This window comes from Rhodopseudomonas boonkerdii, from assembly GCF_021184025.1.
Lineage (GTDB): Bacteria > Pseudomonadota > Alphaproteobacteria > Rhizobiales > Xanthobacteraceae > Tardiphaga > Tardiphaga boonkerdii.
The window spans coordinates 870,342-889,736 of record NZ_CP036537.1; the positions used below are offsets into that span (position 1 = coordinate 870,342).

Genomic DNA, 19,395 nt, shown 5'->3' on the forward strand with positions numbered 1-19,395 from the left:
CCATGTTCAAACGACCATCCACTCATTACGGCAAAACCCCTCAGCCCGAGACGCCCTATCAGCGCGCCGCGCAGGTCTGGGACGATCGCATTGGCTCCGCCCGCGTGCAGGCCCACAACTGGCGCTACATGGCCTTCGGCTCATTGGCGCTCGCGGGCGGGCTTTCGGCCGCGCTGGTCTGGCAGTCCGCCAACGGCTCGATCGTGCCCTGGGTGGTGCAGGTTGACCGGCTCGGCCAGGCGCAGGCCGTGGCACCGGCGACCGCCGACTATCAGCCGAACGATCCGCAGATCGCCTTCTACCTCGCGCGCTTCATCGAGCAGGTCCGCTCGATCCCGTCCGACGCCATCATCGTGCGGCAGAACTGGCTGCGCGCCTATGATTTCACGACACAGGGCGGCGCGCTCGCGCTCAACGACTATGCTCGCGCCAACGACCCGTTCACCAAGGTCGGCAAGCAGCAGATCGCGATCGAGGTGTCCTCGGTCATCCGCGCCTCGCCGTCGAGCTTCCGCATCGCCTGGATCGAGCGCCGCTATCAGGATGGCTCGCTGGCTTCCACCGAGCGCTGGTCCGCCATCCTCACCGTTGTCGTGCAGCCCCCTCGTGACGCCGACACGCTGCGGAAGAATCCCCTCGGAATCTACGTCAACGCCATCAACTGGTCGAAGGAGCTTGGATAATGACACCGACCTTCCGCAAAGCCGGGAGGCCGGCTTTCCTCAACCGCGCCGTTCCGGCTTTCCGTAAATCCGGCTTGCCACTTCTCTGGCTTTGCACGTCGGCGCTCGCCGGCTGTGCCGGACACACGCCGCCGCCGGAGATCTCCTACGACAATGCGGCTCCGGCCGTTCAAACGTCCGATCCGCCAGCGCCGGTCAGGGTGGTGGAATTGCCCAAGCCGCTCCCGCTGCCCGGTCAGTTGAAGCCGCTCGGCAAGGACGGCAAGCCCGAGCCAGAACCGGCCGATCCCGCCACGCGCGTCAACCAGGCCAACGCCGCCGCGCGCGTCCAACCCGTCCGCAACGGCTTCATCAACTCGATGCAGGTCTATCCCTTCGTCGATGGCGCGCTCTATCAGGTCTACGCGTCACCGGGGCAGATCACCGACATCGCGCTTCAGCCCGGCGAGCAGCTCGTCGGCTCCGGTCCCGTCGCCGCCGGCGACACGGTGCGCTGGATCATCGGCGATACCGAGAGCGGCGTTGGCGCGGCGAAGCAGATCCATATCCTCGTGAAGCCCACCCGCGCCGAGCTGATGACCAACCTCGTCATCAACACCGACCGGCGCACCTATCACATGGAATTGCGCGCGACGCCTTCGACCTACATGGCGTCGGTGTCCTGGCAATATCCGCAGGACCAACTCATCGCGCTGCGCCGTCAGAACCAGCAGGCCGAGGCCGCGCAGCCCGTCTCCAGCGGCATTGATCTCGCCCGCGTCAATTTCCGCTACGAGGTGACGGGCGACCGCGCGCCGTGGCGGCCGCAGCGCGCCTTCGATGACGGGAAACAGGTGTTCATCGAATTTCCGCGCGGCATCGGCCAAGGCGAGATGCCGCCGCTGTTCGTGGTCGGGCCGGAGGGCGACACCTCCGAGCTGGTGAACTATCGCGTGCGCGGCAACTACATTATCGTGGATCGCCTGTTCGCCGCCGCCGAATTGCGGTTCGGCGCGGGCAAGGACCAGAAGCGCGTCCGCATATCCCGCACCGACGGGAGGCCGGCATCGTGAGCGACGAACGCGATCCCGAAATGGAAGAAGGCCGGGCGCTGGGTTCGACGCCCGAGCCTCAGCCGGCCGACGTTGATGACACCCGGCCGCTGACCGGCGAACCCGCCGCGACGATGCGGCTGCGTGCCGAGCCGCCGCGTGTGACCCGCCTTTCCCGCAAAGTGCTGGCCGGTCTGGGTCTCGCTGCAAGCCTCGGTGTTGGCGGGGCGCTAATCTACGCGCTTCAAACCCGTCACGGCGGCCAGGGCCAGGAGCTGTACTCGACGGACAACCGCTCGACACCGGATGGCCTCGCTGGATTGCCGAAGGATTATTCCGGCGTTCCGAAGCTCGGCCCGCCACTGCCCGGCGACCTCGGCCGTCCGATCCTCAATGCGCAGAATGGCGCCCCCGTGCCGCCGATCGGCGCACGGCCGACAGGCCCCGTGGGACCAAGCCCAGAGGAACAACGCCGGGCCCAGGAGCTGGAGGCTGCGCGGACCGCACGGCTGTTCGCCTCGACCGAGAATCGGCCCGCCAGTGCCGCGACCTCGGCGCAACCGACCGCGACCGCCACGCCTCTCGCCGATCTCTCCAGCCTCGGCCTCGCGCCGCAGCCGGCGACGCCCTCGGCGCAGGACCGGCAGCTCGCATTCCTCAACCAGGCGCCCGACAAGCGAACCGTCTCGCCGGATCGTGTTGCGGCGCCGGCGTCGAAGAATGTGCTTCAGGCCGGTGCCGTCATCGCCGCCGCGCTCATCACAGGCATTCGCTCCGACCTGCCCGGTCAGATCACCGCGCAGGTGACCGAGAACATCTATGACAGCCCGACCGGCAAGATCCTGCTCGTGCCCCAGGGCACGCGCGTCGTCGGGCAGTATGACAGCGGCGTCGGCTTCGGTCAGCGGCGCATTCTCCTCGTCTGGAATCGGCTGATCTTCCCCAATGGCCGCTCCATCGTGCTGGAGCGTCAGCCTGGTGCAGACGCGGAGGGCTATGCCGGGCTCGAGGATGGTGTCGACTATCACTGGGGCGAACTGTTCAAGGCCGCTGCGCTCTCAACGATCCTGAGTATCGGCGCCGAGGCCGGTTCGTCGGGTCAGGACAGCGATATCGTCCGCGCTCTTCGTCAGGGCGCCTCGAACAGCGTCAGCCAGACCGGTCAGCAGATCGTCCAGCGTCAGCTCAACATTGCTCCGACGCTCACCATCCGGCCGGGGTTCCCCGTCCGCGTCATCGTCACGCGCGATCTAGTGCTCGAACCCTACGGAGGCTGAGATGGCCAAGCTGAAATTGGGACCGATCGTCGACGACAAGCCGGTGAAGGTCTCGGTGGAGCTGCCAGCGAGCCTTCACCGCGATCTCGTCGCCTATGCCGAGATTCTCGCCCGCGAAGCGGGGCAGTCACCGGCCGACCCCGTTCGCCTAATCATCCCGATGCTGGAGCGGTTCATAGCCACGGATCGGGGATTTGTAGCGGCGAGGAGGTCAAAAGGATCGCCGCGGTCGCCTGGATGATTGTCGCAGCTGCTGACCGTGACATCGAACGTGCGAGACTCAGGAGGCGGCGCCATGCGGGGTTGTCATTCCGTGGTGACCAGACCGCACAAAATGGTAGAACCTCATCCACAAGCTGCCGATAAACAGTTCCAGGAAACTGGGCTGCCGTTCCGGCCTCACTCATGACGGTCAGGCCACGCCCGATCGCAACGAGCGATAGGAGATTGTCTCTCCCCACGTATTGGGTGTGGATTTCCGGGTGTCGCCCAAGATCGGCGAGGCGCTGGACCAAATAGTCGTGGATCTCCGATCCAGGGGCGCCGTCACTTACAATAAATCTCTCGCCAGCAAGATCACTCCAGCTAAGCACCGGTTTCTCGGAAAGAGGGTGGTCGCTGGGCAGCACTGCGAATACTCGCTCGGACCAAAGCTGTTCTGTTTGGCAGTCCGACCACTGTGCGGTTCCCGTAATGAAAGCTACATCGAGCTGAAGTCGCCGGATCGAGGCAACATGATCCGCAGGATCACCGTCAAAAAATTCGACCCGTACACTCGCATGTTCCTTGCCATAGGCCCCCAGTAACTCGCACAGGAATCCGGACGCGAGCGACGAAAAGATACCAACCTTGATATGCCCCCGCTCAGAGCGGCCTATGGCGGCCACATCCCTAGCGCCGTGCTCGATCTGCTGAAGACCCTTACGTGCGCGACGCACGAAATGCTGCCCCGCCAACGTCAGGCAGACGCCGCCGTTGTGCCTCTGAAACAACGAGGCACCAAGTTCGTCTTCAAGATCGCGGATGCGACGGCTGATCGCTGATTCCTGTATCTCCAAGGCCGACGCCGCCTTTCGAAAGCTACCGTGCTCGGCCGCAGCAAGGAAGTACCGAATCTGGCGGAGTTCAAGCATGGGCCGCTCGCGACCACGGCCTATTTGAAATGAGGTCTGACGTTGTAACAGCCCAAGGTCGCATTTGCTTCTGTATGTATTCGGCCAGAAGCGCTTTTGTATGTTCCTTGAGTGGGCGTCGACCGTTCAAGAACGTACGCGCGATACCGATCGACAACCTTCGCAACCTGATCGCATGCATCGATCTATATGCACAAGCTACCACGACCACCGCGTCCAAACCGCAACTAAGGCAGCACCTCCTGATTCATGCCTCAAATAGACGGTCGCATGCGCGCGCGGACGGATGATTTTATATAGTCTCGATATACGAAGGTATCGATCAAATATACCGGCCCCTGAATAGGTCGGGCGCCGATATATCCCACTGATTTGGTGCCGACGAATTTGGCAGATGTCATTCAGCCGGTATCGAGATTCAGACGCTTAAATTGTCTGAAATCCTAACAAGGTCAATAACCGTCTTGGCTTGCAACTTTTGCATAAGATGGCTCCGGCGAACCTTCACCGTAATCTCACTAACATTCAATTCGGCAGCAATCTGCTTATTAAGAAGACCCTTTACAACGAGCTTGAAAACGTCTCGCTCGCCGGGCGTTAGCGTCTCCCAACGGGCGTTCAAGTCCAGCGAGCGCGCTTCATTCTCTCGCCTTTGTCGATCTTTCTCGATCGCCTGTTGGATGGCATCCAGCAAATCTTGGTCGCGAAAAGGCTTCGTCAGGAATTCGAAGGCGCCATTCTTCATGGCGCTCACGCCCATCGCGATGTCCCCGTGTCCCGTGATGAAAATTGTCGGGAGATGAATGCCGTATTCCGGCATTTGTCGGTGAAAATCGATGCCGCTTTGTCCAGGCATTCTAACGTCAAGCAGCAGACAGCCGGGTACATCCAAGATAGTGCTTTCGAGGAATTCGGCGACCGAGCTGTGCGAGCGAACTTGAAGCCCGACCGACGCGAGCAAATCTTCAAGCGCAGCTCGAACAGACCGATCGTCATCTATGACATAGACGATGGGTTGCGGCCGCGGTTCTATGATCGGTTCGTTCTTCATCAGGCTACCTCCGTGTAGCGCGGTAGGCGTACCTCGAATGCGGCTCCGCCCACCGGATTGGGAGCAGCACAAATTTGGCCCCCATTTGCTTCGACGATCGCCTGACTGATGGTCAGGCCGAGCCCCATGCCTCCTTCTTTTGTCGTCCAAAAGGCATCAAAAAGATGTTCGCGCGCGCTTGGCGTCAGGCCGGCACCGGAATCGGCCACCGTAAGAACAACGGTATCTGGCGCCGCCTGCGAGGCGGTGATTCGTAAGCGACGCTCAGGCAACGCGCCGGCCGCCATCGCCTCCGTAGCATTAAGAACAAGGTTGCTTATGACCTGCTGGATCTGCACTCGGTCAGCGAAAACGCGAGGTAGGTCGTCATACATGTCTAGCTGCAGGGCGATGCCGCTACGCTCGATCTCGCTGCGTGACAAGGTTACGATTTCACGAACGGCTTCCCTTAGGTCGAATGGCTGTCTGTGCGGAGCCTCGCCCTTCGAAAGGGCACGGATCCGCGCTATGACCTGACTCGCCCGGTTCGCGTCACTAACGATGCGGTCAAGCGCGCGACGGGCCTTCTCGAGATTTGGCGGCTCCTGGCTCAGCCATCGGGCGCACGCACCACCGCTGGCGACAACGGCAGCCAATGGTTGGTTTACTTCATGCGCTATCGACGCCGACAGTTGGCCCAGCGTCGTCACCCGCGCAATACGCAAGAGGCGGTCGCGGGCCTCCAGCGCCTCTGCCTTTGCGGCGACCATCCTCAAACTGAGATAGGTTGTGACCCCGATCGCAACGATGCTAATCCCGGTATTGACGATGCCTACTTCGTATGCGCCGGAGGGGGTCAGAAAGAAGCTGATCAAGGTCAGCGCGACGCAAATGCAAGCGAGAACTACCACAGCCGCGCCAGACAAGATGCGTGTAGCAACGAGAATGACTGCCGTGTAAAATACGGCTGCAGCGATGGCATAATCCGTAACCGTATCGGCGATGAAAATGCCTGCCATCGCAACACCCATCGCGATCAGTGTCAGTGCCGATCTTGGACGGCTGTCATTGACCACCTTGAGCATTGTTAGCCTCTCTCGATCAACCTACGCGCTTTCAGTATTCTTCCCGAATCTACTCCGCTCAGTGGCTAGATATCTATTAATTCTCGATCATTCGCCTAGCTCTAACCGCCATCGAGCGGACGTTACCAGCGGCTCCAGGCTGAGACGACCGATAATCTGTTCCAGAACGCGATCCTGCCGAGTGTCGGCCCGCACGGTCGCGCTCACCTGGACTCGATTTGTGTCCTCGATATTGGTGCTTTCGAGGTCGCGAATGTGTAGAACGCCGGCAAGATCACGAAGAAGAAGCGCTCGAACATGCGCCTCGGCCTCTCCATGACAGATAATGCTGATAGCATAGGCGCTCTCCAACTGGCCTCCAGCGAATGACTGGCGCTCAATGAGGCGCACGAGCGGACGCAGAACTCCATTGACTGCGATGACGAACATCGTCGCAATCAACGCGTGAAAGAAAAATCCAGCTCCGCATAGCGCGCCGATCGCGGCCGAACACCACAGCGTCGCCGCCGTGTTGAGCCCGCGCACGTTCAATCCCTCCTTGAAAATGATGCCTGCGCCCATGAAGCCGATGCCGGAAACGATCTGGGCCGCAACACGCGTCGGACTCGACTCTCCGGGGAATAGCCCTGCAAAGAGGACGAAGATGGCGGCGCCGAGTGCAACGAGGGTGTTGGTTCGTAGCCCAGCCAGGCGTTGGCGCCATTGCCGCTCGAAGCCGATCAAACCGCCGAGAAGGAATGCGCCTCCGAGCGTGAGCGCAGTATGGCCAAGACTTTGCCAATCCATATGAATGTCCCATCTTGCAGCGTCGGCTACACTCCACCGACGGAAGTCCCTGCAATTGTTGGAATTTCTGCTCCATCGGCTGTCAGAACTCGGCGTGTGCGCGAAGCGACAGAATCGAAGCTGGTCCGCGGTCGGCGTTGTAGGCGGGGTTTGCAACAAACTGATAGTCGAAGGTGACGGCGCTCCAATCGTTGAACCGCAGGGCGTAGTATGCCTCGATGATCGACTCGTGACCGTAACGCAGCCGCCCATCACCGATCAGCAATCCCGTGCCTCCCGCAGCGAGGAAATCACGATGTGCGCGTGACAGGCCGTTGACCGCAGCCCCGAGCCCAATGGTGTCCGAGGGCCGTCCCCATGCGGTGCCCTTCAGGGCGAAACCGCCGGAAATGCTGCGGTCGATATCCGTGAAGGATAGAATTTCGGTTCGACCGTCGTTCCAGCTTGCACGGGCGAAAAGCCCGAGGTCAGCCGTCAAAGCCTGTTCGATGTTCCCGTAAAAGCCATATTTATTCTGATTGCGGCGCAGGGCCGTCATCGCATCGTTGATATCCGTTTGCGGACTTGCCTGGGCGATGTCGATGGCATCGCGATACGCGCCGGTGCGGCCGCGGTTGACGAAAGTGCCAATGCGAACCTTACCGGGCTGCCCGAACAGGCTGTGCCGTTCCTCGAACTCGACGACGCCGCCACCGCCGCCCTTGAAGACCAGGACGTCGCTGTTTGGCTGCTCCGGCACCTGGAAGGCGCCCGCTCGCACGGCCCAATTCTTCTGATTAAGCTCGATCACCGCGCCGCGCGTGAAGCCCGGCAGGTCGGCGGGAAAATCATAGGCCCCCGATGACCAGATCGCCCAATTCATGAAATCGGCGCGCGGATCCTTGGCATAGGCATTGGCGTCGAAGAAGTCTCCAACTGCGAAACGGCCAACCGTGACGGTGATGCGATTGATATCGCGTCGTCCCGCCAGTTGCAGAGGGCCGTCCGCGACATCCTCCTGCTCGCCGCCGAGACCAAATGTCTGCCGAACATAGTAGCGCTGAGCGCGGAATTTTGGAAATTCTGTCCCGCCTTTTTGCGCTTCTCCATTTGGAAAACCTGCGAGTCCGAGCGTTCCGTTCAGTCCGAAGCCCTGGGCCAGTTCGGGATTGAAGTAGAACTCACCACCCTCCCAAAGCCGCACGCCGAGAAAAGCATCCGCGGTCCATGTCTCGCGCAGTTGCCCGCCGCCGGGGAGACTGTTGGCGGACGCGTAAGGAGATCGAATTGCAGGATAGCCCTGGGCAATGAATGTTGTCTGGCCATGAACATTCCAGTCCGGCGATGCTTCGCCAGTCGCCGATGGTTTCGCGAGTGCCGAGACCCCATCACCCAGTCGGTAGTTCAGACCAAATGTGATCCTTTGGACTTGAGGGTGGACCGAAACGTCGCGCAGTCCAGTTCCATCGAGTCGATAGATCGAAGAAGCCAAATCGAGGTAGTCGTACTCAGCGCGTGCGGTCCACGGTCCTCCCAAGGCCATTTCGATACCTACGCCCGCCGTCCACCCAGCGTGCCAGCGCCTCAGCTTCGACAAAACGGCGCCGTCATCTCCATTGATGTCGACCTTCGTTCGTGCCCAAGCAAACCCGCCCGTTGCATAGGGGAGGAATGGGCCGAACGCATAGCCGATCCTGGCGCGCACTGTCCCCATCGCGTCCAGGGTCGTATTGAAGGGAGCAGCAGTCCGACGCGTCTCGTCGGGCGGACTCACGAATGTGATGTCGGCTTCTGTGCCAAGTACCCAGCCATCACCTGGCTGAAAGTTGTAGCCCCCCTGAAGGCCGCCGATCATCCCCGTCACCGTCGGCGGCAGGCCAACTGACTGATTCAAGATCGCGTTCGTCCCTGGACCAAGATCGCCGGTCCCGAAACCGGTGTGACCACCAAAATAGATGCCCGACCAATCGACCTTGTTCGTTTTCGCGCTGCTCTCACGTGAAGCTTCCGGCAACTTCGTGGGCGTCGCCGGAATGGGTTGAGCATCTGGGCGGTCGGCAGTCGTTTGAAGCTCTTGCGCATGCGCCTTGGCGATCTGAAGAATTGCCACGATGCCGAGTGCCAGCAAATAGAAGGCGATCGCCATAAATCGGCAAAAAAGGACTCGGCGATTCCTGAAAACCCTCAATCCGGCAGCGCTCGCGGTATTGAAGAATCCTGGGGCGGCAAAATAGTTCATGGGGCACTCCTGGCGTCGGGTTACGAGAGCGCCCGTCGCCAATAACTCCGAGCCGCCCTGCTAGTTTTGTCGTGAATTCAAATGGCGCGAGTTATTGGTCGCGCCGCGACTAGACGGGTCGTCCATTTGAAGCTCCTTGCTGATCGAAACCCGGTTCGGGCCCGGGCCTCGTGCTTTGTTTCCATGCAAGCAATCGTTTTGCGCTTGTGTGGCTCACCAGCGGCAATGCCGCATTCGCGATATCGCCGCTCTGTTCAACCGCGCGCCGCCGCGTAGTAGGAATCTGAGCTTGGAACCGTCCAGTAGGCGGCGACGAGCAAGGTGGACGGCCACACGCGTCAGGAGCGTCGCCGAAACCGCCAAAGCCCAGCACAAACGTCTGTTCAACCGGTTCCGAAGCGAGGACAGGACATCGCGGGGCTCCCGATTGTGGGGCGGACGCGGCGCCTGTCGCCTCGGCTGCTTCGGTGGCGGCCCTCGTCTCGGGCGGTCTCCAGCCTGCGGCGGCGCAAATCTGAGGATCAACGATGTGGACATGATCATGATCTCTCATGCGTCGCCGTCAGAGCCATTGTCCGAACCGGCGGATGTAGACGGTCTTCATCAGTTGAGCGACGAGGCAGTAGCAGAGCAGCGTGCCAGCCAGCCACGGGAAGTAAGCGATAGGCAGTGGCTGCAATCCGATGGCCGCGCCCAGCGGAGAGAAAGGCAAATAAATCCCCAGCACACAGATGACGCTCGACATCAGCAGCACTGGCAAAGCCGCTGTACTGTTGACGAATGGAATCTTCTGGGTACGCAGCATGTGGACCACGAGTGTCTGAGAAAGAAGGCCCTCGATGAACCAGCCCGACTGAAAGAGCGACTGATGCTCTGGAGCATTGGCGGCAAAGACGAACCACATCAGAGCGAACGTCGTGATGTCGAAGATCGAGGACGTCGGTCCGATCCAGATCATGAAGCGACCGATATTCTTGGCATCCCACTTCCGCGGCCTGCTGAGGAATTCCTTGTCCATGTGATCCCAAGGCAGCGCCAATTGGGAAATGTCGTACATCAGGTTTTGCACGAGCAAATGGATCGACAGCATCGGCAGGAACGGAATGAATGCGCTCGCCACCAGCACCGAAAACACATTTCCGAAGTTGGAGCTGGCGGTCATATTGAGGTATTTCATGATGTTGCCGAAGGTTTCGCGCCCCTTCAGCACACCCTCCTCAAGAACCATCAAGCTCTTCTCGAGCAGGATAATATCGGCCGACTCCTTCGCGATATCAGCGCCGCTGTCGACGGAAATGCCAACATCGGCATCGCGCAGCGCCGGAGCGTCATTGATGCCGTCGCCGAGGAAGCCGACGGTGTGCCCGTTGGCCTGGAGTGCCTGTAGCACGCGTGACTTCTGAAGCGGCGTCAGCTTCGCGAAGATCGTCCGCTCCTCGACCAAGGTCCGGAGTGCGGCGTCGTCCAGTTTTTCAATATCGCGACCGAGCACCGGCTGGCCCGGTTCAAGTCCCACTTCACGGCAGATCTTGCTGCTGACAACCGCATTGTCGCCGGTAAGAACCTTGACCCTGACGCCGTGTTCGGCGAGCGCCGCGATCGCTGGTCCAGCCGTCTCCTTCGGCGGGTCGAGGAAAGTCAGGAACCCCTGAATCGTGAGATCGGTTTCGTCCTCGATGGCATAATGCGTATTGGTGTCGGACGCCGCGAACTCACGGGTGGCGACGACCAGCACACGGAACCCGTCTTCGTTGTAGGCGCGTGCCAGCGCGGCCAGGCTTTTGCGCTCCGCGTCGCCGAGGCGGATTACGCCTTCGCCACTCCTGACGCGCGTGGAGATTGACAGCATCTCCTCCACTGCGCCCTTGCAGATGAGCAGATGATCTCCCGCTTCGCCCTCGACGACCACCGAGAGCCGGCGACGCACGAAGTCGAAGGGCAACTCGTCGACTTTCCGGTAGCTCGCGGCTGCGTTCGTGATGGCTGGCTCCGCGCCGGCAAATCGCACGACGGCCTGGTCCATCAAGTTCTTCACGCCGCTCTGGTGATAGCTGTTCAACCAGCCCAACCGGAGAACGTCGGCGTTTGGTTGCCCGGTAACGTCGACGTGGTGCTCCAGAATGATCTTGTCCTGGGTAAGCGTGCCGGTCTTGTCCGTGCAGAGAACATCCATCGCGCCGAAGTTCTGAATGGCGTTGAGCCGCTTCACGACGACCTTGCGCCGGGCCATTGCAACGGCGCCCTTGGCGAGATTCGACGAAACGATCATCGGCAGCATTTCGGGGGTAAGTCCGACGGCGACGGCAAGGCCGAACAACAGCGCTTCCACCCAGTCGCCTTTGGTCAGGCCGTTGATGACAAAGACGACAGGAACCATGACGAGCATGAAGCGGATGAGCAGCCAGCTCACACTGTTGATGCCGCGATCGAACGCCGTTTGAGCGCGCGATCCGACGATCGCCTTGGCTAACGATCCGAAATAGGTGCGAGCACCCGTGGCAACGACAAGCGCGGTCGCCGTGCCGCTCACGACGTTGGTGCCCATGAAGCAGACGTTGGGCATGTCGAGCGCGTTCATTTCGCTGGACGCTACGCTCGCCGCGGACTTCTCGGCGACAGACCCGAGCGTGTCATACTTCTCAACAGGGATGGCCTCACCGGTGAGCACTGCCTGGCTCACAAACAGATCGCGGGATTCGATCAGCCTCACGTCTGCCGGGATCATATCCCCTGCTGAAAGACGCACGATGTCGCCGGCGACGATCTCTCGCATCGGGATTTCGAATGCTTCGGGATTTGACGTTGCCGATCCTCGACGAAGAACCGTCGCCGTCGTGCGGACCATCGCCTTCAGAGCTTCGGCCGCAGCGCTCGATCGGTACTCCTGAACGAAGCGCATCAAGGCGCTGGCAAGCACCATCACGATGATGATGGTGACTTTTGTCGGATCCGCATCCTCGCCATGTTGAAGCCGAAGCCAGATGTCCGTTACAGCGCTGATCCCAGCCAGGATCAGCAGCACTGCAATGAACGGATTCTTGAAAGCGCCAAAAAACTGAACAACCGCTGGCAGGCGTCGCTCTTGCGCAACCTCATTGGGGCCGTCTTTTGCCAGCCGTTCGATCGCATCTCGGGCAATCAGGCCGTTGCGGTCGCCTTTGACGTTTTCGAAGGTGTCATCCAACCCATTCTGGGCTTCACGGACCGCCTTCATCGACAGCTTGCGTTCGTCTTTTCCGCGCGGCTTGAGAGCCGCCTTGAGGATGGGGGCATTCATTGGATGAATCTCCTGCCGCAAGCGCCGAGACCATGCGCCTCTCGGCACGGTCTTCGGCGCTTGGGGTCTTGGTCGGCTGAGGGGATAATGAAACCGATGCATCTTCACGACGCTCGGCATTCGGACCGCGCTTGAGCAGCGCAGCCGCTCTTCACCAGGGAGGGTCCGCACCTTCGCGCGACCGTGCGATTCTGCGCGAGTACGGATTGCCGCCCCGGCGGGGGTGAAGCCCGTCCAGGCCGGCGGACACCAGAACCATCGCCGTGCTGGCCTTATGCAGCGTGAGGGAATGCATCACACGCCTCACGCCGCAAAGCGACCATGCTGGTAAACTGCAAGAAGGAGTCCGGCGCGCTCGATCAATCGGCGCAACCCGCCGCCCGTGTCTGGTTCGGCGTCAAGCATCCAGATGCATTCGAGCCGACCGGTCTCGCCATTGACACGCCACGCCGCGACCAGTCGAGTCCGGTTCGTGCGGGGAGACTTCGTGAAAGGACGGTCACGCTCGCATCGCGGGTCGGCGAATGCGGGATTGCGTTTCGGCGAGGCGATCCGCGAAACGCGGAGCGAAGCCGGCAGAGTAAAAAATTGGAGAGTCATGTCTCACCTCCGTGACGAGCCGCTCGGCCGTCACAGGCGAGACTGATGATTCAGACTCGCGAGAACGACCTGAGCGGCACGCTTGCTCGACTACTGTCGCTTGGCATTGCTCGTTGATCCTCATGCGTCGGCAGCGGGTTGGAGCCGCTAGATGACATTGGCTGGATATCACCGTCATTCCTTGAGTGACAGTGTCTTGCGGGGTTGATCCGATATACAAAACAATATCCGGGATATACCATCGTATATTGTAAGGTCTTCGGCGATAACTACCTGCGCAATATCAAGCCGCTTAGACTCACCGGACACGGGCGCGTCGACTTCACTAGCGATGTGATCGCTCTGATTTATTTCGATCCGAGGTCTAGTGTGGGTATCGATATGGTTCTTGTCGAGCGCATCGTCGCGCGAAGCCCTCGTCTTCGGCGATTGCTTTATTCGTTGTCCTTAACCTTTCTGAAAGCGGCGTTTCGGTTTCGCCGCACGGGCTTGGATGCCTTTGCCCGACCGACATTGCGTTTATCGCAGTGTCTCTTTCGTACTGCCTCTTCGCGGATACGACGTCGTTATGCAGCCGAGCCGAAAATGACGTCGGACTCGCGCTTTGTGCTCCGTCGCCTTTCTCTCAAACTTTTGATCGTGCTGATCTTTGCCGGTGCTCAAAGCCCGCTGCCCTGGGGATTCGGGAAAGCGCTTACGATGATGCTGTTTATGAGCGCGGCTATCAGCTGTGCCTTGGCCCTCATGAACCACCAACGATTCAGATTGGGAGTCTTGAGCTACTGGGACGAATCTTTGGCCTTTGTCCTGCTCGGCCAAACCGCGCGGATGGTGTTTCTACGTTGAAGTATTGCGAGTGCGCTATGCCGGGGGCTCTCGTCTTCAAAATACTCGCCAATAACCTGCCACGCGATACGGGAATCGCGAAGGTGGCCGTCGAGGCGAGACGCGGGGCAGCGACAACCGCCTGCGGCGTCGTTTGGTATTGGTTATGACGGAGCGTCGCACCACTCGCCGTCGCCGCACGCTGTTGACGGGGAAGATCATTCTCAATCAGCGATCGTCCGTGATAAGTTGCGTCGTCCGAAACTTGTCGGACACAGGCGCCTGCCTCGAAGTTCCTGCTGCCCTGAACATTCCGGATGCCTTCGAGCTGAAAATAGAACCTGGCGGCGCTTGCTCACAGTGTCGAATAGTCTGGCGGAGCGCTACGCGCATCGGCGTGGCGTTCGATTGACACAAAGCTAGAACGCGCCTTCACTTTCAAGGGCGAGTGTAAAGGCGCTGGCCCGAGATACTGGCCGCGCGCACGGCGCTGCAGGCGTGACGGCTGATATGGCCGGACGGCAGGCTACAGAAATAACAAGGACAATGTGTGGGGGAAAGAGCCAATCTCACAAGGAGAATGGCGCGCCGTACTGGATAAAAGTGCGAACGCATATGTGATTGAATCTGCGATTAATTTATTTTGGGGCATCGTGATCCTCTCATCTTTCAGCGTTCGCCGGCTGCCGCCAATAGCCCCACCCAAACGGGTGCGCCGAACCGAACGCGGAGCTGATATCGGACCAAGTACAAGGTATCCGGTATTTTGCTTCTCCCGGGTCTATGAGGAAATGACTAGCTCTTTCCAAATCTGGGCCGCGTACGCAGTGGCTCTCTCCTAGTCCTGAAGTCCGCGGCATGTGTGATTGGGTACCGCTGGAATACATCGCAGAAAATCCCATTCTGCAGCGATGCAAATATCGAGTGCAAAATCGATTAAAAAATAGAGAGCTCCGCGAACTAGACGGCTCGACCGATGAGGGCACCAATGGTCGCAGTTGAGGCCATGGCGACTGCTCCCCAAAACACGACCCGAAGAGTGGGTTTCCATATGCTGGCGCCGCCAGCGCGAGCGCCGATCGCTCCGAGAACGCCAAGTCCGATGAGGCAGGCAATGGAGACGGTCCAGGTGGCGGTCCAGGCCGGCGACAGGAGAGCGACGGCCAGCGGCAAAGTCGCGCCAGATGCGAAGGTGACCGCCGAAGTGAAAGCCGCTTGAACTGGCTTCGCCATCACATGACTGGTCAGTCCGAGTTCATCCCGCGCATGGGCCCCGAAGGCGTCCTTTGCCATCATCTGCTCGGCGACCTGTCGCGCCAGTTCGGGCGTTACACCACGCTGCTCGTAGATCGCGGCGAGTTCGGCCAGCTCCGCTTCAGGTTGCGTGGCAAGTTCGCGGCGCTCACGCGCCATGTCGGCTTCTTCCGTATCGGCCTGGGAACTGACCGACACATATTCGCCTGCAGCCATCGACATTGCTCCGGCGACGAGCCCCGCTACGCCAGCAACCAGAATTTCGTGGGAAGCGGCGGTCGCGGCGGCAACACCGACGATCAGACTCGATGTTGAAATCAGCCCGTCATTGGCGCCTAGCACCGCTGCGCGAAGCCAACCTATTCGTTCGATCAGATGGTTCTCTTTATGAAGGGCTCGCATGGAACATGGTCCTGAATTACATTTCTAAGGCTTTGTAACGCGGCGCTGAGCACATAGGAAAAGGCGCCTTGCCTTCGAGATCGATCTGGAAACTTGGCCGGTCAGGCTGATCAATGATGCTATCTTCCGATGAAACGCCTACCGTTCCATCGCCACATACGCTGTAGTCCAAAGCCGCATTCAACTTCAATCGCCGGAGTGTTGTCCAGGCCTCTCAACGTGACTTCATTTGCCCTGACACTCATCACCAGATGATATCGTCCGTGGTGCGACATGTAGACCTGATGGAGGCATTTTCCGCTGCTACAAAACGTAAGGCGGTCGCCACATCTGAGTTCATGAAGATGAAGAGCGATGAGACGAACGTTCCCAACGTCAATGAAGCGGCTGAAGCCACGCGTTGTTGTCAATTCATCGCCACATACCTTCCTGTATTTTTGAAGGCCTGCCCGCACTTCCGCCGGCAGGTTTTGCACGTAGAAAGGACTGGGTTGATTGTCATGGACAGGAGAACTTGCGAGCGAGAGGGCCGGCGAGACAAAGAAAAGTGACGTCATAGCGGCTAAGATTGCCACGTCACGGAGCCGATTCGATCTTTTCATGCTGAAACCTCCACTTCCAACGGCTGTTTCTCTCGTTCGACGACGGCTGCGGAGCGGCGCTCCATCCATCGGTAGATCGCCGGCAACAGCAGCAGCGTCAGAACGGTGGACGACAGGACGCCGCCGATGACGACAGTGGCGAGCGGTCGTTGCACCTCCGCTCCCGCGCCCTGTGAAATCGCCATCGGTACGAAGCCGATTCCCGCGACCATGGCGGTCGACAATACCGGACGGAGCCGATCCGTGGCGGCTTGCCGGACTGCCTCGATAACAGGCAGCTTCCGCCGCAACGCATTGATATGATCGATCAGAACGAGACCATTCAGCATCGCGATGCCGGAGACCGCGATAAAGCCGATCGCGGCGGTGATCGAGAATGGCATGTCACGTAGCCAGAGTGCCAGCACGCCACCGGTGATCGCAAACGGAATACCGGTATAGACGACGGCGGCATGACGGACGCTCCCCAACGCCGAATAAACGAGCAAGAAGATCATCAGCAGCGCCGCCGGCACGACGATCATCAGACGGGCTCGGGCCGCTTCTAGCTGACGGAACTGGCCTCCGAACTCGATGCGATAGGATTCAGGCAGCGCAAGCTTGCCGTCGAGGCGTGCACGCGCTGCGGTCACATAACCTTCGATGTCGCTGGTGTTGAGATTGACCATCAAGGCGGCGCGGCGCTTACCATTGTCGTGCAGGATCGGTTCGACCGTTCTCATCTCGCGCAGACTTGCAACGCGGTCCAGCGGCACAAGGCCGGACGCGCCGACGCGCAATGGAAGGGAGAGGATCGATTTTGTGTCCGCGCGTAAGGACTCGGGCATACGAACGACGATCGCGTGTCGATGCTCTCCGTCCGCGATGAAGCCGACCTCGTCCCCACCGATCGCTGACGCAATGGCACGGTTGACCTCGGCGGTTCCCAGCCCCAACCGCACCATCGCGTCGTGATTGATCTCGACCACCACACTGTGGGTGCGGCTGGCCGCTTCGAATGCGGCATTGGCGGTGCCGGGCACGCCTTGCAATTCCTCTCGCGCCTGCGCGGCGAGCCGCTCAAGCACGTCGTAGTCGTCTCCGAATATCTTGACCGACAGATCCGCCCGCGTGCCCTCCAACATTTCGTTGAAGCGCATCTCGATAGGCTGCGCGAAAAGGAATGACTGCTCCGGCGCCAGCGCAGTGGCAGCCTTTTCGATCGCCGCAACCAGCTCGCTCTTGTTGCGCGGCATGTCCGGACCTTGCGGCCATTGGTCGAGCGGCTTGTAGAAGATGTAGAGGTCGTTCTCATTCGGCGGCATCGGGTCGGTCGCAACCGCGCTGGTGCCGATGCGGGAGAAGGTTCGGGTCACTTGCGGAAAGCGACGCAAAATTTCACGCTCGGTTTGCTGCTCGATCTCAAGGCTACGGTCGAGCGACATCCCCACGGGCTTGTAGACCATCGCCGTGATGGAGCCCTCATCGAGGCGTGGCGTAAACTGCGAGCCAAGGGTCAGGAATATCCTCAATGCCACGGCCAACAGGACTGCCGATGGAACGAGAAGGGCAGCGGGATGACGGAGGGCGAAGTCCAGGACGGGACGGTAGCCCCGGATCACGAGGCCGGCGAAGCCACCGTTATGCGTGATGTGGTTGTCGGCGGTTATCTCCGGGAGAGAATCTTCCTTTTCACTGACGCTCGGCTGACGCACCTTCTCGCCTCGTAGCAGCCGGGCGCACAGCGCCGGCACTAGCGTAAAGGTAACGATCAGCGCCGCTGCCAGCGCCAGCATCACGGCTTGCGCCATCGGCTGAAACAGCTTCCCCTCGACGCCGCCCAGGCTGAGTACCGGCACATAAACCAGCGCGATGATGGCCATGCCGAAGAACACGGGCCGCGCCACGCCCCCCGCAGCGTTGATGACGATGCGACGGCGTTCATCGGCCGTCAGCTCGCGCCCCTTGAGGCGCTGTGCCTCGCCCATCAGACGCAATGTGTTTTCCACGACGACGATCGCGCCATCTACGACCAGGCCGAAGTCGAGCGCGCCGAGGCTCATCAGATTGCCCGATATACCGAGCGCATGCATGCCCGAGATCATCATGAGAAAGGCCAGCGGGATGACCGACGCGACGATAAATGCCGCGCGCCAGTTGCCGACCACGATCAGCAATACGACGGCGACCAGCAACGCTCCCTCGCCAAGGTTGCGCTCGACCGTCGCGATGGTGCGATCCACCAATTCTGAACGATCGTACTGAACCTGAAGGATCATGCCTTTGGGCAGCGCGGCGCGCAGGTTCGGCAATTGCGCATCGACGCGCCGGGCAACGTCCCGGCTGTTCTGCCCGACCAGCATCATCACTGTGCCGAGCACGGTTTCCTTGCCGTTGGTGGTCGCGGCGCCATCGCGTGGAGCATGGCCGATGGTCACGGTCGCCAGATCCGCTACAGTCAGCGGCCGCACGCCACCTGCGAATTTCACGGGTAATGCGCGGATCATCTCCGCCGTCGTGACACGCGCTTCGGTTCGGACGGTGAAGCGTTGGCCGTTCTTGGTGATGGTCCCGCCGCCGGCATTGGCGACGTTGGCGCCAACAGCCTGGGCAAGCTCGCTCGGCGTGATGCCCGCTGTCGTGAGCTTCTTCAGATCAGGCTCGATGACAAACTGACGTTCGAGGCCGCCGTTGGAATTGACGTCGGCGACCCCCTCGATCGCGCGCAGCATCGGGCGCACGATATATTCCTGAGCCTCGAACAACTCCATCAGTTGTTGCCGCTCGTCCAAATCGGACGGCGGTTGCGCCCATTCGAGTGTGTAGTACCAGATTTCGCCAAGCCCGGTGGTGATCGGAGCGAGGCGCGGCGATGATCCGGCTGGCAGCATGTCGCGCACTGCGGAAAGCCGCTCGTTGACGAATTGGCGTGCGCGAAGCTGGTCCGTGCCGTCCTGATAGATGAGCGTGACCTGTGACAGTCCGGTCTTGGTGAGCGATCGCATTTCCCGCAGGCCCGGCTGACCACCCATGCTGCGCTCGATGGGCAGCGTCACAAGACGCTCGATTTCCTCTGGCGCCAGGGCAGGAACAGTCGTGTTGATCTGCACCTGCACGCCTGTGATGTCGGGAATGACATCGATTTGCAGATTCACGAAAGACCAGATTCCAAGACCAGCGATCAGCAAAGCGATGATCATCACCGTGGCTGGT

At 60.4% G+C, this 19,395-nt stretch carries 14 protein-coding genes; 6 read left to right on the forward strand and 8 right to left on the reverse strand.

What is annotated here, in order from left to right; translation table 11 throughout:
* Positions 1 to 2 precede the first annotated feature (2 nt).
* From trbF to E0H22_RS04105, 4 genes are read left to right on the forward strand one after another with little or no spacing between them, the layout of a single operon-like run.
* A complete protein-coding gene (gene trbF, locus E0H22_RS04090) occupies positions 3 to 683 on the forward strand; it encodes a conjugal transfer protein TrbF (RefSeq protein ID WP_151612104.1) in 681 nt (226 codons plus the stop codon).
* Positions 683 to 1,735, forward strand: coding sequence for a P-type conjugative transfer protein TrbG (gene trbG / locus E0H22_RS04095; RefSeq protein ID WP_151612106.1), 1,053 nt, complete (start codon positions 683 to 685; stop codon positions 1,733 to 1,735). The genes trbF and trbG overlap by 1 nt, the downstream gene beginning before the upstream one ends.
* Positions 1,732 to 2,991: a TraB/TrbI/VirB10 family type IV secretion system protein gene (locus tag E0H22_RS04100; RefSeq protein WP_192799971.1), complete on the forward strand. Its 1,260-nt coding sequence runs from the start codon at positions 1,732 to 1,734 to the stop codon at positions 2,989 to 2,991. The genes trbG and E0H22_RS04100 overlap by 4 nt, the downstream gene beginning before the upstream one ends.
* A gap of 1 nt (position 2,992) precedes the next feature.
* Complete coding sequence (locus E0H22_RS04105; protein ID WP_024584635.1) at positions 2,993 to 3,232, forward strand: DUF2274 domain-containing protein; 240 nt, start codon at positions 2,993 to 2,995, stop codon at positions 3,230 to 3,232.
* Here the strand turns inward: E0H22_RS04105 and E0H22_RS04110 are convergent.
* From E0H22_RS04110 to mgtA, 6 genes are all read right to left on the reverse strand, one after another.
* Positions 3,165 to 4,124: a LysR family transcriptional regulator gene (locus tag E0H22_RS04110; RefSeq protein ID WP_080890913.1), complete on the reverse strand. Its 960-nt coding sequence runs from the start codon at positions 4,122 to 4,124 to the stop codon at positions 3,165 to 3,167. The two genes, E0H22_RS04105 and E0H22_RS04110, sit on opposite strands and share 68 nt — an antisense overlap.
* Positions 4,125 to 4,542: 418 nt before the next feature.
* Complete coding sequence (locus E0H22_RS04115) at positions 4,543 to 5,175, reverse strand: response regulator transcription factor (RefSeq protein ID WP_151612108.1); 633 nt, start codon at positions 5,173 to 5,175, stop codon at positions 4,543 to 4,545.
* On the reverse strand, positions 5,175 to 6,239 hold the full coding sequence (locus E0H22_RS04120; RefSeq protein ID WP_151612110.1) for a sensor histidine kinase: 1,065 nt from the start codon (positions 6,237 to 6,239) through the stop codon (positions 5,175 to 5,177). The genes E0H22_RS04115 and E0H22_RS04120 overlap by 1 nt, the downstream gene beginning before the upstream one ends.
* A gap of 87 nt (positions 6,240 to 6,326) precedes the next feature.
* On the reverse strand, positions 6,327 to 7,025 hold the full coding sequence (locus E0H22_RS04125) for an MgtC/SapB family protein (RefSeq protein WP_151612112.1): 699 nt from the start codon (positions 7,023 to 7,025) through the stop codon (positions 6,327 to 6,329).
* A gap of 82 nt (positions 7,026 to 7,107) precedes the next feature.
* On the reverse strand, positions 7,108 to 9,243 hold the full coding sequence (locus tag E0H22_RS04130; RefSeq protein ID WP_233024414.1) for a carbohydrate porin: 2,136 nt from the start codon (positions 9,241 to 9,243) through the stop codon (positions 7,108 to 7,110).
* 562 nt (positions 9,244 to 9,805) lie between these two features.
* A complete protein-coding gene (gene mgtA / locus E0H22_RS04135) occupies positions 9,806 to 12,520 on the reverse strand; it encodes a magnesium-translocating P-type ATPase (RefSeq protein WP_151612203.1) in 2,715 nt (904 codons plus the stop codon).
* A gap of 969 nt (positions 12,521 to 13,489) precedes the next feature.
* Here mgtA and E0H22_RS04140 point away from each other — a divergent pair.
* Complete coding sequence (locus tag E0H22_RS04140) at positions 13,490 to 13,966, forward strand: hypothetical protein (RefSeq protein WP_124810153.1); 477 nt, start codon at positions 13,490 to 13,492, stop codon at positions 13,964 to 13,966.
* Between the two features lie 145 nt (positions 13,967 to 14,111).
* Positions 14,112 to 14,357, forward strand: a complete 246-nt coding sequence (locus E0H22_RS26020) for a PilZ domain-containing protein (protein ID WP_080655009.1) — start codon at positions 14,112 to 14,114, stop codon at positions 14,355 to 14,357.
* Positions 14,358 to 14,905: 548 nt separating this feature from the next.
* Here the strand turns inward: E0H22_RS26020 and E0H22_RS04145 are convergent.
* Both E0H22_RS04145 and E0H22_RS04150 read right to left on the reverse strand, forming a co-directional pair.
* On the reverse strand, positions 14,906 to 15,601 hold the full coding sequence (locus E0H22_RS04145) for a VIT1/CCC1 transporter family protein (RefSeq protein ID WP_006022566.1): 696 nt from the start codon (positions 15,599 to 15,601) through the stop codon (positions 14,906 to 14,908).
* A gap of 598 nt (positions 15,602 to 16,199) precedes the next feature.
* Complete coding sequence (locus tag E0H22_RS04150) at positions 16,200 to 19,382, reverse strand: efflux RND transporter permease subunit (protein ID WP_230646591.1); 3,183 nt, start codon at positions 19,380 to 19,382, stop codon at positions 16,200 to 16,202.
* Positions 19,383 to 19,395 lie beyond the last annotated feature (13 nt).

What these genes read in the sequence shown, in the direction of transcription:
- trbF (WP_151612104.1), top strand. Translation starts at nt 3, where the DNA reads ATGTTCAAACGACCATCCACTCATTACGGCAAAACCCCTCAGCCCGAG.
- trbG (WP_151612106.1), top strand. Translation starts at nt 683, where the DNA reads ATGACACCGACCTTCCGCAAAGCCGGGAGGCCGGCTTTCCTCAACCGC.
- E0H22_RS04105 (WP_024584635.1), top strand. Translation starts at nt 2,993, where the DNA reads ATGGCCAAGCTGAAATTGGGACCGATCGTCGACGACAAGCCGGTGAAG.
- E0H22_RS04110 (WP_080890913.1), bottom strand. Translation starts at nt 4,124, where the DNA reads ATGCTTGAACTCCGCCAGATTCGGTACTTCCTTGCTGCGGCCGAGCAC.
- E0H22_RS04115 (WP_151612108.1), bottom strand. Translation starts at nt 5,175, where the DNA reads ATGAAGAACGAACCGATCATAGAACCGCGGCCGCAACCCATCGTCTAT.
- E0H22_RS04120 (WP_151612110.1), bottom strand. Translation starts at nt 6,239, where the DNA reads ATGCTCAAGGTGGTCAATGACAGCCGTCCAAGATCGGCACTGACACTG.
- E0H22_RS04125 (WP_151612112.1), bottom strand. Translation starts at nt 7,025, where the DNA reads ATGGATTGGCAAAGTCTTGGCCATACTGCGCTCACGCTCGGAGGCGCA.
- E0H22_RS04130 (WP_233024414.1), bottom strand. Translation starts at nt 9,243, where the DNA reads ATGAACTATTTTGCCGCCCCAGGATTCTTCAATACCGCGAGCGCTGCC.
- mgtA (WP_151612203.1), bottom strand. Translation starts at nt 12,520, where the DNA reads ATGAATGCCCCCATCCTCAAGGCGGCTCTCAAGCCGCGCGGAAAAGAC.
- E0H22_RS26020 (WP_080655009.1), top strand. Translation starts at nt 14,112, where the DNA reads ATGACGGAGCGTCGCACCACTCGCCGTCGCCGCACGCTGTTGACGGGG.
- E0H22_RS04145 (WP_006022566.1), bottom strand. Translation starts at nt 15,601, where the DNA reads ATGCGAGCCCTTCATAAAGAGAACCATCTGATCGAACGAATAGGTTGG.
- E0H22_RS04150 (WP_230646591.1), bottom strand. Translation starts at nt 19,382, where the DNA reads ATGATCATCGCTTTGCTGATCGCTGGTCTTGGAATCTGGTCTTTCGTG.